The following is a 17,312-nucleotide window of genomic DNA, read 5'->3' as shown; positions in this document are numbered from 1 at the left end:
TTGTGGCGTGCATGGGACACCTCTTGGGTGGACACCAGAGGCGTCCCGTTCCTCACGGGAGTCAGTTGCTACTGAACTCTAGAGGACTTTGCGACACGACCAATAGGATGGGATTACTGCTTGTCTGACGACTTCTCAACCTGCCCTCCGTCACTTGCAGTCGGTGTTGTTGACATTTCTGTAGTCGTCGTGTCGAAGGAAGCGTTCGGGCCAAAGTATCTCGTCCAAAGGACAAGCAGGCTCGGAAGCACAAGTACGCTGGCGAGGAACGCGTAGATGATGGTCAGCCCTGTGATGATTCCGAACTGTTGGAGGGGTGGCAAGATAGCAAACGCAAGGACACCAAAGCCACCAACAGTCGTCGCTGCACTACCGAGTAACGCGCCGCCGGTTCCAGTAACTGTCCGGTTCATCGCCTCCCAAACCTCGCCAGTTCTGGCCAACTCAATTTTGTATCGTTCACTCATGTGGATGCTGTATGCGACACCGAGCCCAACTGTCAGACTTGTAATCATCCCTGTCATCACGTTGAACGGAATTCCAAGCAGGTACATCGTTCCCAGAATCCACGTAACACTGAACAGGACCGGAAGGAGTGTGACTGCACCCAGCATTGCACTTCCATCGATAAGCCGATACGTGACCATCAAGAACCCGAAGACTGCAACTAGTGTGATGAGTAGGCTCTCGACGACAGTGTCGAACAGTTGGTCTTGAACGATATCGAACAGGATAACTTGGCCCGTCGCAGTCGTCTCGATACCATCCCCAGCGAGTCCTGTGGCAATCTGTTTGGTCTCGGTTCGGACATCACTCATCTGGGCAGTTCCGCTCGTGGAGACGACTATCCGAACAGCCTGATACCCGTCGTCTGTCTTGTGAATCACGCTTCCGGCTTCGTCGGGAGCAACGGCAAACAGTTCATCGTAGAGCTGTTCGATATTCTGGTCCGGTACCATGTCTCCGTCAGTATCTGCTGTGGCAAACGTCGCGTTGAACGTCTCGTTTTGCCTGGCTACCCGTTGCATGGTCTGGAGTGGCCCCTCCACATCGGCCCGTCCATCAGATAATGTCACGACAACACTGCTGTTAGCCGCCTGACGTTGAGCATCCGAGAGGCGCTGTATCGCTTCCCTCTCGGTCACGTCACCCTCAAAGAGAAGTTGCGCCTGTGAGTCCTCACGCACGAAGTTCTGATTGACGAACTCGAGGTTATCTTTCATCGAATACTCACCGGGTGCAAAGGGTTCGGGAAGCGAATTTGTCCATTCCGGTGGGTCCTCCGCGATGAAGTCTTCCTGATTGAAGCTGGTATCTACTTGTGTTGCCCCGTAGGCTCCTCCTGCACTCACGAGCACCGCAAGGAGAACAATTGCGACAGGAGCCTTTCGGGCCGCCGTTGAGCCGGCAGAAAGAATACTACTAAACCGGCCGCCACCGGTTCCAAAGGCTCGCTTTTTCCGGGAGTAGCCGCGGTTTTCGAGGAATCCGTCAACCTCAATTTTTACCGCGGGAATCAGGATACCAAAGACAATGAGTGCTGCTGTGATGCCGACTGCACTCACGATACCGAAGTCCTGAATTGGCGGGACAGGACTGGTAAGGTTCGAAAGGAAACCGATAGCTGTTGTCGCTGTGACAAGCACGAGCGCGACTCCGACGCCAGCAAGGGCAGTTCGCATCGAGCCACGTATGTCATCGTTACCGTACGCACCACCGTCTTCTCGCTGCTCCCGATGACGCATGAATATATGGATAGCGTAATCGATAGAGAGCCCGATGAGAAGAACGGGCACGGCGATGAACATTTGGTTGAAGTTGATGCCAGCCCACCCCATGAAACCGAACGTCCAGATGAGAACAGCAACAATGCCGAACAGACCAAGCAAAATATCTATCAAGTCACGATAAGCAACGACCAGCGCCACAACAACGAACAAGAGCGCGAGTGGCCCGACAATAGCCAGGCTGTCTCCCATTGAGTTATTAATTTCTTCGCCCAAAATACCAGTCCCAAAGACAATGGCCTCGGCATCTGCTCCCTGCGCTTGTTTTTCTGCGATGGACTGCATTGTTAGCTGTGCGTCGATCAACTGCTGTGAGGCTGTCCCACCCTGTCCTGTGTCACCGTTGGTCTGGTGGGAAACTATCATCATCGTTGCGTTCGCAGTGGTCGACCCTGCGTCGTAATCTGTCGGCATGAACGCTAGCCCGTTCATCGGACCGGTTGAATCCGCGCTCAGCACCACACTGAGCGCTCTCTCATATTGGGCTGTATTCATCGCGGTGAGAACGTCGATTTGTTGTTGAATCGACGGCTCAACTTTTTGTAGGTCCGAACGACGCTGTTCGATCTGACTACCCAGTTCTTTCAGGCGCTTGCTGTCTGCTTTGAGTTTACTTTGGCGCTGCTCAAGAGCGCTGTACTCCGAGTCCAAGACGCCTTCTGTCCCTTGTTGATATGCGCGCTCTATCTGGGACTTATTCTCGGCAGTACGCACCAGCTGGGCGGAGTCATTGAACGTTGTGAACTGCTTTTCGTCGAGTTGGACTGGCGCCTGTTGATGAACGCGGTCAAACACGTTCCGAGGTGATGCTTCTAGGTCTTCACGAAGCGTATCAAGAGCGTTGCGAAGCCTCTGTCGTGTTTCGTTTACTGCCGCAGTATCTTCTTTCAGACTTGCCTGTCTTTCCTGTACCGTCTCGTTCAGTTGTTCGAACTCTGTGACAAGTGTCTCAAGCTCACGTTGTTGTTCCCCGATACGTGCAGTAGTCGCGACGAGATTTGCGACGCCGACGGTCGGGCGGTCCCCAACGAGCGTCTGGCGTACTGTCTCGTTTTCTCGGAAGGATTGCTGTAAACGGAGTGTTTCGACCAAAGACTCCTGTGAAAGCGAGTTTTGCCCGCGCAAAATCACCTGCGCAGACGACGTATTCTCAGCCCCAGTTTCGAAATTGTCCTCAATGTACGTCAGTTTCTGTGCTTGTTCAGTGTCACTCTGAAATTGGTCAAGCGAGGACGACTGTTCGACCATCCCAGCACCAGCGCCCGCAGCAACCGTCACGACAAGCATGACGGCTATAATAAGACGACTGTAGTTCGTGATAATACCAGAGAACTGGTCTGAAAGACTCATGTGTACATTCCTCTGTGTAACTGGTCTTTGATTACCGTGCATTGCAATCTGAGATAGCTTAACTGAATTGCGCCCATTCTAGTTGAACATTTATTCAGTCTGTATATATGCTTTTTGTGTTCGACACTCGGAAAACGGCTGTATATCGGTTGAAAGTCGTATTTGTGCGAATAATTCCAGTCTGTGTTGACTGACTATTCAATCTTCTTTTATACATGGAACACAAAGGTCAACTATTATGAGAGCGGTCCCACATCTGGCTATACCGATGTCTGAACGCGTTAGTTGCCAACGGCCAGATTACGTTCGAGCGGCGCTGTTAGAGGGGTGGCAGAAGAAATGAACGATTCGCTCACATTTCTGGAAGAACCCGAAGATACGCGCGAAGAGATTCTGAAGGCCACTTACGAGGCATTTTGCGAACACGGGTACAGTGGAATTACGATTCAGCGCATTAGCGATAAGTTTCCAAAGAGCAAGTCATTGCTGTATCATCATTATGACGGAAAAGATGACCTGTTGCTTGAGTTTCTCGAATTTATGCTTGACCAAACTGAAGAGCAGTTGCCCCTACAGACTGGTGACGGTGCCGACGTACACATCGAGCTAGTTGTTGATGCAATGTTTTCTTCGGGGAGTATGGTTGACAACGTAAACTTTTCTCGTGCGATGGTCGAACTTCGCGCACAGGCAGCACACGACGAGCAGTATCGCGAATATTTCAGTCGGACGGACCGATTTACGTCGAAGCACGTGGAACACATAATTCGCTCAGGTATCGAACAGGGTGTCTTCCAAAACGTCGATCCCTCTGAAACTGCTGCGCTGTTTCAGGTGATGTTCGTTGGCACGACGACACAGCAAGTAACGAGTAATGAATCTATCTTTGAAGATTGTCGTGCTGAGTTCGAACGATATGTCGAAACTTGTCTTATCGACTCCAAAGAAGAGTAACTATTCAGATTCCGCCGACGGTGAATGTATATTCAGTCGCTGTCGTTCCGGTGTTCAGAGGAGGGTGGGCTAACTAAAATGTGTGACTGTAACCTACTGCAGTTCAGCCGTACTTTTTTGAACCCGATATCACGAGATTTCTCACGAAACGGCTGTCGACAGAGCCAGATACCATCCCTCAATAAGTCCTTGTTTTCTACGGGTGTCGTAGCAGGTACTAATCTTACTCTTTTGAGTCTCGTCTGACTCAGCATGGGTGGGAACTGCCTCTTTGTCGTCCTCATTTCCGGTTGCGTTGGTTACTGCGCCACACCAACTCGCTGGCGCAATGATTGTCGACGTGTTTTATATCATAAAACGGAACTGTTGGTGCATTTGCCCCAAATCAGGCTCTGGTTAGCAAACACTATTGGCTCTCAGGTATCACACGGTTTCAGCGATACAGCACGTTACGTTATCGGTGTCAAGCTCTGAGTTCAGCCAAATACCAGGAAAATGACAATCTTAATCGGCCACCAGAGTAGATTAATGCTGGCAAACAACATAAGTAGGATGCCGTCACTATATTTTGACGAAACCCCACAATGGACTATAAGTTCACACACAAGCCGTCGTACACGCACTTGATTGTCACGCTAGAACCAGGCGAATCAATCATTGCAGAGCCAGGGGCGATGGTCGGACACTCCTCAACAGTCTCAATCGAAACTGGGACCAGTCGTGATGGCCTGCTAAGTTCGGCAAAATCACTTCTTGGCGGTGAATCGGTGCTTGCAAACGAGTTTACTGCAGAAGGTGGTCAGGGACAGGTGACACTCGCTCCGCCATCGCCGGGCGATATTATGCCACACGAACTCAACGACGAAACACTCTATTCCACAGACGGCTCATTTATTGCAGGAACAGACGGCATCGATATTGACTCTGAGATTGGTGGATTGAAATCGATGTTAGGGGAAGCGAGCATCACACCGCTTGCACTGAAAGGGAACGGAACGGTATTCATCGACGCCTATGGCGGTCTCGAAAAATTGGAACTAGCCGCTGGTGAATCCTACGTTCTGGATAACGAGCACCTAGTTGCCTGGGATGAGGAGATTGATTACTCAGTCCAACGCGTCGGTGATCTCAAGTCAACATTCCTCAGTGACGAAGGTCTTGTCTTTGAGTTTACCGGACCGGGCACTGCTTGGTACCAGACGCGGGATATGGGGTCACTTGTATCTCTCCTCGCCGAGCGTATGCCCAGCCAAGAATCGTAGAGCTATGTAACCGTCGCAGTCCCGGTAGCTGCGTTGTTGCGGTAGTTAGTGCCCAAAGGAACGACCACTGACACAGAGTGGTTGCGCTACCCTAATTAGTCTACCACCGCTGAACGATGTGTCGGGTTTGGCTTTTTTCAGAGGGCCTCACCGTGCAAGGTTTTCCCGCACGTCACGGAGTTGCTTGGCTTTGTCGTCGTGGTTTTCGACATCGGCAAGCCGTTCAGCAGCTTCAAGCGTTCGAATCGAGCTATCAAGAAACGAAAGGATATCTCCAGAGTAGGCATAGAGCATATACTCCTCGCCGAGGATATCCACGATTGCGTCCGGACCAAGGCCATCTTCACGGAGTTCGAGCAGGTAGCCGATAAACTTGCGCTCTGGACAGCCACAGTGGGGGTTAGACTGACAATCACAGTCCAGAAAGTCTTCCGCAAAATCTAGCACACGATCCTGTGTCGCCTCGTCAAGGTTTGCTAGTCCCTGTCCCTGGAAGAGAATATCGAGAGTCGCACCGCTGAAGGCGCTTTTTGGGAATGACGTTTCAAGCTGGGAGGCGATTTGGCGATGATTTTTGATGTATATCTTGTCGGTGATAGCCACGCGTACCGTATGTAACGAGCTTCTCGGATTAAAACACCGCGGTTGGTAGCAGCCAAGCACGGAGAGCCATTCATATATGTACCCGACCGGTAGCAGCCACCATGGAACTGTTCGGGACCGCAGGAATCCGAGGTCCAGTCACTGACGTGACGCCCGAACTCGCACTCGCAGTCGGGCGTGCAGTCGGAATGGACGCAAATGAGGACGATAGCACGGTTGTCATCGGCCGTGACGGCCGGGACACTGGGTCGTCACTCGCGGCGGCGATCGAGGCTGGTGTAACAAGCGCAGGAACAGCTGTCCGCCGTGTCGGCCAGGTTCCGACCCCAGCCCTCGCCTTCGCATCGCGTGGCCGCTACGGCGTCATGCTCACGGCGAGTCACAACCCGCCATCGGATAACGGTATCAAGCTATTTACTGATGGACAGGAGTATGACCGGGAACGCGAACAGAGTATAGCACAACGTGTTGAGAGTGAGGTTACCGCGGCTGAGTGGGAACAGTGGGGTCACTCCCAGCGGACTGAAGTGCTCTTGGCCTACCGGGAAGCGGTAGTTGAGTACGCAAACAGCCTTGGCGACCGCCCGGAGCTGACTGTGGCAGTCGATTGCGGGAATGGGATGGCAAGCTTGGTGACTCCGCAGGTGTTGACGACGCTTGGTGCGTCGGTCCGGTCGCTCAACGCAAACGTAGACGGACACTTTACTGCCCGAGAGAGCAAACCGACTCCGGAGAGTCTCGCCGACTTGCGGCGGTTCGTCGCCAACAGCGACGTGGCATTTGGAATCGGTCATGATGGGGACGCTGATCGTATCGTCATACTCGATGAAGCCGGCGAGGTCGTTCATGAAGATACAATTCTTGCTATCCTCGCTGAGCGGGCTGTCCGTGAAAGTACAGCAATCGACCCGGTTGTCGTTACCACGCCTAACGCCTCTGGACGCATTGACCAGCGCGTCCGTGAGGCCGGCGGTCGTGTCGAGCGCGTCCGACTTGGCGCACTTCATGAGGGAATCGCGACCGTCCGTAACAACGCAACTGACGAGACAGCGGTCGCCTTCGCCGCCGAACCGTGGAAACACATCCACCCGAGGTTCGGTGGTTGGATCGATGCAGTGGCATCAGCGGCTGTATTTACTAGGCTGGTTGCGGAGTCGGGTCTCGATGCACTGCGTGGCCCTGTCCAGGAACGTCCGTACCGAAAGGAGAGTCTCGACTGTCCAGATGACCGCAAATCTGCCGTGATGGACTCTCTCAAATCGTCACTACCCGATACGTTTCCTGATGCTGACGTAGCAACCGAGTACGGAATACGCCTTGATATTCCGGACGGTGGGTGGACGTTGGTCCGACCCAGTGGGACCGAGCCCTACATCCGCATATACGCCGAAAGCGAGTCAGTCGACAACCTTGTCGAGACAGTGACTGAGTGTGTTGACACAGCTCTTGACAGATAAACCCAGATGGGTCTTATCCAAGGGTCCCACGGAAGAGACTTCCAAGAACAGACAGTCCAAGTGTAATACCGACTGGTAGCAACGCGATTTCGTTCATTGCGGCCACATCTGTGAGGTTCCCTGATAACGCAATTAGGCTGGCCCATGTCAGGACAACAATTAATCCGAAACCAATTCCAGAGAGAATCGCACGTCTAACAGTCTCGGCAAGGGCACCGACGAGTGCGCCGCCGAGAATAATGCCAGACCAGTGAAACGACGAGACGATGAGACCGATAAGACAGGCAACGAGCAGTCCTCCCCAGTGGTACTGTGGCTTCTCTCGGGCCAGCTTGAGAAGTTCTGATGGCCGCGTTTGTTCTGGGTCGCTCATTCGTCCACCTGCTTGAACTCGATATCGACATCGCCCTCTAACTCGCGTGAAAGCGTTCGATACTCACCGTTTGCCCACTGTGCTATCTGGTCGTCGTAGTGGTCAGAGAAGTATCGGCCAGAGTTACCGCCGGGGAGCAACCCCAGCAACTCCCCGTCGAGGTCGGCCTGCATCTCCCAACTCCCGCCGTGGGGACTGTCTCGGTCGAAGTTCCAGACGGTCTGGCCCGAACCGCCGCGTGGATGGCTAGGGTAGTCCAGGAATTCCAACTCGGTGAGGTGACTAATGTTCCCTGTATTGTTCAGGTCGCCATATATCTCCGCGTTCAGTTCTTCGAGGTCGTCTACGGTCTGACGGAGGGCTTCGCGCATCACGCTTGCCCGTCCACGGCTACCGAACCACGAGCTGTCTGGTGAGAGCTGTTCGATTGCCCCATCGGACGGATAGTAGTCATCGTCGAGGTCGGCTTGCTTGAATGATTCTTCGAGCAGCGCATCCCGGTAGTTTTCCCACCACTGGTCAAAAATCAGGGCACCACGGGAGTCGGCATCCATGCGGTAATCCCACTCTGCAAGCGTGTCAACGACGTCACCGAAGTTCTCGTCGCCGTTGCGTGCTGCGTCGACAAGTGGGTCAACCAGTCCCACAGCCCGACCATCAACTGTATCACGGCCGACGTCGCGGAGGTAGTCGAGGTCAATTGCCGCTCCAGACGCTATACGCTGGTCCAACTGGTCGTAAATCCGCCGACCCCGATACGGACTCGTGTAGCCCGCAGAGAGGTAGTAATCGAGGTTCTCGTCAGGGATTATCTGCTGGTTTGCTGTCGCGATATACTCTGGGTTGACGACCTGTGGGTTCGCCGAAAGCGGGACAAACCCGTCCCACGAAGACTCGCCGAAGGGTTCAAACCCGTCCCACTCGCCCTCTTTTGCTGAGCCGTCGAACACACGATTGCCGGGTACCTGCGTGCCGTCGGTCCTGCGGAGTGGAATCCGTCCGGTCATGTAATAGAGCGTGTTCCCATCTTGGTCGGCGTAGACGAGGTTTTGTGTTGGGCAGTCGAATCGCTTTGCAGCTTCCTGTGCATCTGTAAGACCTGTGCTGTGGCTTAATTCATACAGCGAGAGCATTGTTTCGGTCGCTGTATGGCCCGTCCAAGCGATGCCTACCTCCTGTTCGGCCTCCTCGATAACTGGCCCGTGTACCGATTTACGGACAGTTACTTTCTCGTCTGGACCTCCGTCGACTTCGATTACCTGTACTTCTATCTCGAACTCGCGGCGCTCATCTCCGTACTGGTAGGTCTCTCCGTCATGGTCGTAGCGGTAANGGAAGCTGACCCCCCGTGCCCGGTGGTCTGGTCCATCGATATGCATCTCGTACCAGGTTGGCGGTGCCTGCAACCCGAGGTGGGGGTCATTTGCCAGTATCGGTGCACCACTCTCAGTGTGCTCAGGCCCGACAACCCAACTATTGGACCCAAATCCTTGTGGCGGGTCAAAGTTACTAACCCAATCAACAAGCGACTTCTCGGGCGGAGCGGTCCGTTCATTAGTTGTTGTGGTCGTCTGTGATTGCAGCGTCTCGTTGTCTTCACCGACTCGGAACGTGCCAGCATCGTGGTGGTCTCGGATAATCGGGGTATCCTGTTCGAGCCGATACGGAAAAACATCTGACAGCAATTCCTGTGCGCGCTCGGGTGAGAACGTGTCCTCAAACCGGTCACGGACCAGTTCGGTACGGAGCGTCTCAAATGTCCCGGTGAGATTCCAGGCAATTATTTTCTCAATGAGCGCGGTATCGGTCCGTGTCCACTCGTCAGGCTCGTATCCGAGAAGCTGGAAGCCAATCGGGTACGTCTCTTGTTCCATTGCTTTGTTGACGCCCTCGGTATAGGCGTCGACAACCGACGCAACGGGTGTTCCCTCTATCTGTTCTGCTGTGACCTTGGCTGCGTCGACAAATGCCATCTTTCGGTGGAACCGGTCACTCTCAATTGCCCCGGAACCGACAACAGCTGAGAGTGTCCCCCGAAATAGCCGACGCTGGAGGTCCATCTGGAAGAGCCGGTCCGATGCTTGCGTGTACCCGACTGCAAAATACAGCGCCTGTTCGTCGTCAGCGCTTACATGTGGGACAGCATACTCATCATACCGAACCGTCGCCGACCCATAGGGACTGTCAACAGAATCTGTTGTGTTTGGGGTGGCCGAGTCCCAGACACTTCCTGACAAGGGAGAAAACTGTTCGAGTGGGTCATTGAGCGCTGAGAGGTATGCCCCGGATGTCCCAGCTCCAATAAGTGCACCAAAAAAGGCTCGCCGTCGAAGCTCCCGGTCCATGATGATAGAATATTGTGGTTAACGCATGTATTTTTCGTACGAGTCCAGAACGTTCTTAACGGCTGCCGGATGAGCAACGACAATGAGTCGTGTCGACGTGAGCGTTGTCCTTCCAGCGTACAACGAGGCGGAGACGCTGACTGCAACCGTCAAAACGACGCTCTCGACGCTTGGGTCGTTTTTGTCGGAGGACAACTTCGAGGTGATTATCGCTGAAGACGGCTGTGAGGACAAAACGCCGGAGATAGCGACTGACCTCGCCTCGACACACCAACAGGTTCGCCACATTCACTCCAACGACCGGCTGGGTCGAGGCGGAGCGCTCGAATATGCCTTTAGAGAAGCCGACGGAGAGACACTCGTCTATTTCGACACTGACCTCGCGACCGATATGAGCCATCTGGAAGAACTGGTCGAAAGCATCCGGACTGGTGAGTACGATGTGGCAACGGGGTCACGATGGCTACCTGCGAGTGATGCCGACCGACCCGCTAAACGCGGGATTCCGAGCCTCGGTTACAACCGGTTGGTTCGTTTCTTCTTGCGCTCGGACCTGCAGGACCACCAGTGTGGATTCAAAGCGTTTGACCGCGATGTCTTGTTCGCACTGCTTGATGAGGTCGAAGACAGCCACTGGTTCTGGGACACTGAGGTGCTGGTTCGTGCCCAACACCACGGCTACCGAGTCAAAGAGTTTCCTGTTGACTGGAACCCAAAAGGAGATTCGAAAGTCGATATCGTTCGTGATGTGTTTGGAATGGGTAGCCAGATTTTGCGAACGTGGTGGCAACTCGCTGTAAGTCCCCGTATCACTCGGACAGTTACGCTGACTGTCGGCAGTCTGCTTGCGTTTGTTGCACTCGCGTTGATGACGCTCTATCTCGACCCGTCAGAAGTTATCGAAAGCATGCAAAGCGCCGACCCGCTCATCGTTTTGATCGGTGCAATTATCTACCTTATTTCGTGGCCGCTCCGGGGACTGCGCTACCGAGATATTCTCGAAACAATAAGCTATCGTGAGAGGTGGGGGTTTCTTACCGGCGCAGTGTTCATCAGTCAGACTGGTAACCTCGTGTTCCCTGCGCGCGCAGGCGATGCTGTTCGAGCGTATATCATCAAGGCTCGGCAAGACATTCCATACCCCTCGGGCTTTGCCTCCCTCGCTGTCGAACGGGTGTACGACCTCCTGACGATTACGCTTATGGCTGGGTTCGTGCTGGTCGGACTCGCAGCTACCGGCTCGCTGGGCGAAGTTCAGGCTGCACTGCTCGGGCAACCGATCGAAGGGAGCGAACGCCAGAGCGGTCAGGCTGCTCTTTTCGTCGCGGCCGGTGTTGGGTTCGGGGCTATTCTCGCCGTCGCACTCATTATCTACACGGCTCGAACCGATAAAAACTACGTCAGGCCAGTGATTCAACGGGTCAGCTCCGATAGTTACGCTGATTACGTTGCTGGTATCATCGAGCAGTTCGTCGGGGACATCCAAACGGTCGCACAGGACCGAAATGCGTTCCTACGGGTCGGACTGACCAGCCTCGTCATCTGGGTCTTCGACGTCATCGTTGCAATCGTCGTTCTGCTTGCGTTCAACGTGGCTGTTCCACTCCCACTGCTCATCGGTGCCGGGTTTTTTGCAGTGAGTGTCGGTAACCTCGCCAAAGTCTTGCCACTCTCTCCCGGTGGCATTGGTCTTTACGAGGGTGCATTTACGTTGCTCATCGTTGCGTTGACCCCAATCGGTCCCGCTGTCGCACTCTCCGCTGCCATTGTTGACCATGCTGTCAAAAACATCGTCACGGTTATCGGTGGCGTCAGTTCGATGGCGTTGCTGGATGTCTCTCTCACGACAGCCGTCGAAGAGAGTCGCGAAGCTGAAATGGTCCAAAACGACTAACAAGCCTATTCCGGCCCAAACTCGACGCCGTCTTGCTCTTTGGCTTCCATCCGTCGGATAACTGCGCGACCGTTACCAGACTGATACCCAAAGAGAACGCGTTCGCCGTACTCCTGTGCAACCTCCGTTGCGTGGACGAGATTATCCATGTTGATGTTGATTGCGTACAGTTCGATACTAAACGGCGTATCGAGGCGGTCTTCAAACCCTGACGCGATTCCTTCTATCCAGTATGTCGTCTCGTAAGCCATATCGTATATTGGGATGACAAACTCGTCGACGTACTCGGCAAGTGCGTCGACATCAATCCCGCTTCGGCGTTCTAAGTGACCCGGGTACGGGTCGGGGTACAAGGTTAAGTAAAGCGTCCCTGGAATCTGATTGCGTGCCTCGGCAACGAAGTCCGTGATAACCTGTTGTTGGAACTCAGTGCGGTCTTCGAACTCGCTGGCCGCAAACCGTTCGTTGCAACGCTCACAGTGACAGTATTCCTCGCGGGGGAAGCCAACATCGTCAAGCCGTACGTCCTCGTTAGCCTCAACCGCATCGTCTATCATCTCAAGGACGCCCTCGCGGTAGGTGTCGTTAGTCGGGCAGACGTAATCCCAGTCGAAGTACGTCCGGTCACGTGTCGCTCGCTCTCCATCAGCGGAGACTGGCGCAAGTGAGGAGTCTCCCTCAACAGCCGCGTTATCTCCAAAACACGAAATCATGTTGACCGCGCCGTCGACCGGCGTAGTGGCTCTACCTGTGACATCTTTCATTTCGAAAAAGACCGTCTCAAACTCCTCCCACGACACTTCTTCCTCGTTCCGGGTGACGGCTCCGTACATATTCCAGCAAAATAGGTCCAGCAATGTAACTGTTCGACAAAGCAGTTGCGCTTCGATACCTCAGGTCAGTCTCCCCTTCAGTCCTGAATGACGAGCTTGTAGACCAGAACGATGGCTACGAATGCAAGGGCGAGTTTCACTTTTTTCGACATGCAGTTAACTACAGTACGTATCTAATAATAGCTTTTGCCATATCTGTCCGAAAGTGGAGTACATTTTGCCGTGCAGTTTGGACTGTCTTTTGGTGAGCCGACCGGACAAAGATCTATCCTGTTGCTGTCCCCGTTCTCATCCAAGTCCGTGAGCACTTTACTGTTCGGCTCACACCAACTCATATGGGTTCCGACGGGTCATTCGACTGGCGAGTCGACAGGTTTGTCAGCAGCCATGTTGGTGGGACCGTTCCGGACGACCGGGATCTGCCAGTATTCCTCTCCCCAATTCCGACGTGGCTGGAAAACGTTGCGTTTCGCCTTGTCTGGCTGCTCGTCATCGTCAACGTTGTTGGAACTGCTTTTGGGTTCTACTATTACAGTCCACAGTTTGCTGAAACGCCACTCATTATGTGGCCGATTGTCCCTGTCAGTCCGCTTGCAACGCTGTATATCGGCCTCTCGTTTGCTTGTTGGCGGCTCGGCTACGACGGGCGCGTGGCACAGGTAGTACACGTTCTCGGATTCATCGGCTGTCTCAAATACGGACTTTGGACAGTTCTGGTCCACTCGTTTGTTGAGGACCCCAGTGCGGTCGTTCCGTGGCTGCGGCAGTTCCTCATCTGGAGTCACTTCGGCATGGCGCTTGAAGCGTTTCTTGTGACTCGCTATGCCAAATTCTCGTTGCCCGCTATCTCGGTCGGAGTCGGCTGGTTCCTCCTCAACGATATGCTGGATTACTTTGTTGATGCGTTCGGCGGCCCACATCATACCTGGCTGACCGTCATTCCGACGAGCGATGCTGTTCGTCCCAGCCCTGAATTCGAGATGATTGCCGGGTTTGCAGTAGGAATGACTGCTCTCGCGATTTTCCTGTCGGTCTGGGCATGGCGCACAATCGATATGCGGTAGAATCTGTACGTCCTCGCCTGTTCAGTACGTTTTGGCGAAGTAGGCTGTCTCCTCGGCAGCAGACCCACAAATCGCACACTCGTCATGGACAGGCTCTTCGTCACGGTCAAGCGGCACCATCACAATCTCTGCCGCAATGGCGTCCTTGATTGGCTCCTCACACTCTTCGTCACCACACCAGCCACATTTGACGTAGCCACCGTGTTGACCAATGGTCCCGAGAATCTCCTCGCGGCTTGTTGCGTCGCGAATTTCACCCTCCAGTGTCTCCTCTGCGCTGGCGTAAAGCTTCGCAAAGATTGTCTCAAGATGCTCGTCGACAGTCGCCGCGATGCCCTCGGCGTCGACTGTTTCGTCTTCTCCATCAGGCCGGTGAACAAGAGTTGCCGTCTCTTCGTCCATCTCGTTTGGCCCGAGTTCAATACGGAGAGGAACGCCCTTTAGCTCCCACTCGTTGTATTTGAATCCGGGGTTGCGGTGGTCGCGGTCGTCCAGGTTGACGCTGATTCCGGCGGCGGAGAGTTTTGCTTCGATCTCTTCGGCGTATTCCAGAATCTCGTCAACGTTGTCCTCCTGCCAGATTGGGACGATGACGACTTGCGGGTCTGCGAGTGTGGGCGGAAGCACAAGCCCCTGGTCGTCGCTGTGAGTCATAATGAGTGCGCCCATGGCTCGCCATGACAGTCCCCATGATGTGGTGTGAGCTGTCTGTTCTTTTTCGTCCTCATCGACGTAGCTAATGTCGAATGCTTCGCCGAATGAAGTGCCAAGATAGTGGCTCGTTCCGCCCTGTACACTCTTGCCATCTGGCATAAGTGCCTCGACGGTTGTTGTCGTATGTGCACCAGGGAACTTGTCGTGGTCAGGTTTGCGCCCTGTCAGAACAGGCATCGCGAGTACGTCCTCGTAGACGCGTTCGTACTGGTCGAGCCGAAGCATTGTCTCTTCCCATGCACCATCCATCTCGCGGTGTGCGGTGTGACCTTCCTGCCAGAGGAACTCCTTCGTCCTGAAAAACGGTTTCGTCTCGGTTGCCTCCCAGCGGACAACGGAACACCACTGATTGAGACGCAAGGGGAGGTCGCGGTGTGACCGGACCCACTGAGACATGAACGGTGCGATGATGGACTCGCTTGTCGGTCGGACAGCGAGTTGCTCTTCAAGTTCGTCGTACCCGCCGTGAGTCACCCACGCAACCTCGGGGTCAAACCCTTCGACAATATCTTTCTCCCGTTCGAGGTAGTTCTCGGGGATAAACATCGGGAAGTACGTGTTCTGTACCTCGGTGTCTTTGAACCAGCCGTCGAGATAGTCCTGAATGCGCTCCCAGATTTGATAGCCACGGGGGCGCGTAACAATGAATCCGCCCATCGGCGCATAATCTGCGATTTCGGCCTTCTGGACGACCTCAGCGTACCAGTCGCCTGTGCTGTATTCTTTGGACTCGGTGATGCCGAGTTCCTGCTCGCTCTCCTCGCTCATTGGCTGAGCATGCGAGAGGCACGTATAAACAGGCTACGCTTGCCGCTCGTCCTGCCACTCTGCCTCCAGCAGACCGTACCGGATGGCGTCGACCCACTCGCCATCCAGATAGATGTGGTCGCGTAGACGACCCTCCTGCTGGAAGCTGAGCGTTTCGAGCAGTCCCCGAGAGGCTTCGTTGGTCGCGTGTGCACCGGCGACGACCTTGTGACACCGCCGGTCATCGAAGGCGTAGGCGATTGCCTGTGAAACTGCATCGGTTGCATACCCGTTGCCCTGCTCGTCGGGGGCAATCCAATATGCAATCTCTACACGTCCTGCCGATTCTTTCCAGTTGAACAGCGCGACAAATCCGACCGGTTTGTTGTCTGTACAGACGAGGAGATTCACTCCATTTTGCATGTATCCCTCGAAATCCGCTTCGAGGTCAGCCCCGTTCTGTGGCTGGATGCGGCCGAGCTGCTGGCGTACGTCGGGATGGTTGCGGTACGTCTGGATAAACGGGAGGTCTTCGCGTTCAAGCGGGTGCAACGAAATCTGGTCACCCTCGATGAATACCGGTCCTGGCATACGGTCGCCTCTCGGCGGGCGTGATAAATATCTCGTGGTACGGGGTCGTGGTGGGTTTAGACAGAGTGGACTCGCAACTACAACGTATACTCTATGGGCCGAGAGCCGCTGATGAAAGTCCGCTCTATCCGTTGTAGTGGAATTCAACGGCGAGGGGGTCACCCCTGATGATACCACGGTAGACGAAACGGTAGCGGCCAGACTGGAGGTCAGGGCAGACTTCGAGTTTCTTTTCGTGTTCGTGGCCTGCCACGATTCCTTCCTCAGTCATCTCGAACGTCCACTCGAACCCCTTGCCTGGCGGGTGTTCAATCGCGAGGTCATCGTAGACTAGGGGGGTGTCGCTCGTGGTGCCACGCAGTTCTTTCCACCCATCTAGGGTACGCACTTGTAGGTTCCACTTGTGGCGGTTCCCTGTTTGTTGCATGTCCGTCGAGACGTTGTCCATCGTGACCCGAACCTCGTCGCCGCGCCCGACCCGGGGAGGACTCTCCTCGTCACTGGCGAGAGTCTGTGTTGTGTGAACTCGCATGGCAAAACTCAACTTGTCGTTGTACGCTTCGCCCAATGTGACAGTTTGAGGTCCCTGGAGCCGCTGAAATTCTTCGCTGTCACAGCGCAGTTCCTCAAGTTTCGGCGGGTCACCGTCCGGACGAACGTGCCCAGCGAGGTTCGAAGGGTCGAGATAGCGGCCGTCAGTAGATACTTCGTCGGATTTGCCCCAGCCGTCGGTGACGCTGAACGTGGCATAGCTGGGCAGGTCCTCACCAGTCACGCGGACGAACGCCGACGGGTACGTGATAGCGGAGCCACACATTTCGTTTTCCTCGCTGGTGTCGACCGGTTGGGCAGTGCCGACGATGTCACCGTCTTCGACGGTTACGTCACTGATATCGAGCTTGTTGTAGCAGGTATTTGGACCGACGCTCTGGACGTAGACGATGGTGGAGTTCTCGAAATTTGTCTCCTCAAGCCACGACCGGAGGCCGTCTCTCTTGTCCGGATTCTTGACCATCCACAGGTCGTCGTCCTTGTTGCCGAGGCGGGTTATGAACCCGGTTGCCTCATCAGGTATCGCCCACAGCGGCTGGGACGACGAGGGTCTGAGCTGGAAGACATCATACTCGATGTCGTCACTGCCGGTGTTGGTGTTGGCGCTATCTTCGCCGTCGTCTTCGTTGTCGTCGTCAGTAGCGTTCTCGGGGTCGCCATCATTGGAGGAATTACCAATGCAGAGGGTGTCATAGAACAGTTCTCATACCAGAGAGCAGGGTGAACGCTGAGGTGGTATGAGCCCAGCGACCCTGCAAGATAATCCTACGGTAGAGACGTTCTTCA

General features: G+C 54.5%; 14 protein-coding genes and 1 pseudogene. 7 read left to right on the top strand and 8 right to left on the bottom strand.

What is annotated here, in order from left to right; translation table 11 throughout:
• Positions 1-113: 113 nt before the first annotated feature.
• Entirely contained in the window at positions 114-3,137 is a 3,024-nt protein-coding gene (locus N5098_RS14575) for an MMPL family transporter (RefSeq protein ID WP_267638622.1), read from the bottom strand.
• Positions 3,138-3,476: 339 nt separating this feature from the next.
• On the opposite strand from N5098_RS14575, the gene N5098_RS14570 reads away from it, so the two are divergent.
• Positions 3,477-4,091 (top strand): TetR/AcrR family transcriptional regulator, encoded by a 615-nt coding sequence (locus N5098_RS14570; RefSeq protein ID WP_267638621.1) that lies wholly within the window; start codon positions 3,477-3,479, stop codon positions 4,089-4,091.
• Between the two features lie 584 nt (positions 4,092-4,675).
• The gene (locus tag N5098_RS14565) at positions 4,676-5,353 is read left to right on the top strand and encodes a TIGR00266 family protein (protein ID WP_267638620.1); all 678 of its coding nucleotides are present in this window, start codon (positions 4,676-4,678) and stop codon (positions 5,351-5,353) included.
• 147 nt (positions 5,354-5,500) lie between these two features.
• Here the strand turns inward: N5098_RS14565 and N5098_RS14560 are convergent, their stop codons facing one another.
• Positions 5,501-5,956 (bottom strand): DUF5814 domain-containing protein, encoded by a 456-nt coding sequence (locus N5098_RS14560; RefSeq protein WP_267638619.1) that lies wholly within the window; start codon positions 5,954-5,956, stop codon positions 5,501-5,503.
• A 101-nt stretch (positions 5,957-6,057) separates the two neighbouring features.
• Between N5098_RS14560 and N5098_RS17725 the strand changes: the two are divergent.
• Positions 6,058-6,375: pseudogene (locus N5098_RS17725) on the top strand (phosphomannomutase); the annotation flags it as partial.
• Between the two features lie 108 nt (positions 6,376-6,483).
• Positions 6,484-7,413 (top strand): phosphohexomutase domain-containing protein, encoded by a 930-nt coding sequence (locus tag N5098_RS14555; RefSeq protein ID WP_382231171.1) that lies wholly within the window; start codon positions 6,484-6,486, stop codon positions 7,411-7,413.
• 13 nt (positions 7,414-7,426) lie between these two features.
• Here N5098_RS14555 and N5098_RS14550 read toward each other — a convergent pair whose 3' ends face one another.
• Together N5098_RS14550 and N5098_RS14545 are read right to left on the bottom strand one after the other, a co-directional pair.
• Positions 7,427-7,786: a hypothetical protein gene (locus N5098_RS14550; RefSeq protein ID WP_267638617.1), complete on the bottom strand. Its 360-nt coding sequence runs from the start codon at positions 7,784-7,786 to the stop codon at positions 7,427-7,429.
• Positions 7,783-10,131, bottom strand: coding sequence for a penicillin acylase family protein (locus tag N5098_RS14545; RefSeq protein WP_267638615.1), 2,349 nt, complete (start codon positions 10,129-10,131; stop codon positions 7,783-7,785). The genes N5098_RS14550 and N5098_RS14545 overlap by 4 nt, the downstream gene beginning before the upstream one ends.
• An 82-nt stretch (positions 10,132-10,213) precedes the next feature.
• On the opposite strand from N5098_RS14545, the gene N5098_RS14540 reads away from it, so the two are divergent.
• A complete protein-coding gene (locus N5098_RS14540; RefSeq protein ID WP_267638613.1) occupies positions 10,214-12,025 on the top strand; it encodes a flippase-like domain-containing protein in 1,812 nt (603 codons plus the stop codon).
• A gap of 5 nt (positions 12,026-12,030) precedes the next feature.
• Here N5098_RS14540 and N5098_RS14535 read toward each other — a convergent pair whose 3' ends face one another.
• Positions 12,031-12,858 carry a hypothetical protein gene (locus N5098_RS14535; RefSeq protein ID WP_267638612.1) on the bottom strand — a complete coding sequence of 276 codons (828 nt, stop codon included), beginning with the start codon at positions 12,856-12,858 and terminating at the stop codon, positions 12,031-12,033.
• A 335-nt stretch (positions 12,859-13,193) separates the two neighbouring features.
• Between N5098_RS14535 and N5098_RS14530 the strand changes: the two genes are divergently transcribed.
• Positions 13,194-13,922 carry a DUF1405 domain-containing protein gene (locus N5098_RS14530; RefSeq protein WP_267638611.1) on the top strand — a complete coding sequence of 243 codons (729 nt, stop codon included), beginning with the start codon at positions 13,194-13,196 and terminating at the stop codon, positions 13,920-13,922.
• Between the two features lie 21 nt (positions 13,923-13,943).
• Here the strand turns inward: N5098_RS14530 and proS are convergent, their stop codons facing one another.
• The 3 genes from proS to N5098_RS14515 all read right to left on the bottom strand — a co-directional run bounded on the left by proS (position 13,944) and on the right by N5098_RS14515 (position 16,791).
• The gene (gene proS, locus N5098_RS14525; protein ID WP_267638610.1) at positions 13,944-15,404 is read right to left on the bottom strand and encodes a proline--tRNA ligase; all 1,461 of its coding nucleotides are present in this window, start codon (positions 15,402-15,404) and stop codon (positions 13,944-13,946) included.
• A 33-nt stretch (positions 15,405-15,437) separates the two neighbouring features.
• The gene (locus tag N5098_RS14520) at positions 15,438-15,974 is read right to left on the bottom strand and encodes a GNAT family N-acetyltransferase (protein ID WP_267638609.1); all 537 of its coding nucleotides are present in this window, start codon (positions 15,972-15,974) and stop codon (positions 15,438-15,440) included.
• Positions 15,975-16,098: 124 nt separating this feature from the next.
• Positions 16,099-16,791 carry a hypothetical protein gene (locus N5098_RS14515; RefSeq protein ID WP_267638608.1) on the bottom strand — a complete coding sequence of 231 codons (693 nt, stop codon included), beginning with the start codon at positions 16,789-16,791 and terminating at the stop codon, positions 16,099-16,101.
• A gap of 27 nt (positions 16,792-16,818) precedes the next feature.
• On the opposite strand from N5098_RS14515, the gene N5098_RS14510 reads away from it, so the two are divergent.
• A complete protein-coding gene (locus tag N5098_RS14510; RefSeq protein ID WP_267638606.1) occupies positions 16,819-17,250 on the top strand; it encodes a hypothetical protein in 432 nt (143 codons plus the stop codon).
• Positions 17,251-17,312 lie beyond the last annotated feature (62 nt).

It is taken from the genome of Halovenus rubra, assembly GCF_026586665.1.
Taxonomy (GTDB): domain Archaea; phylum Halobacteriota; class Halobacteria; order Halobacteriales; family Haloarculaceae; genus Halovenus; species Halovenus rubra.
The sequence above is the reverse complement of the archived record's forward strand: the minus strand, read 5'-3'. Positions and strand labels throughout refer to the sequence as shown.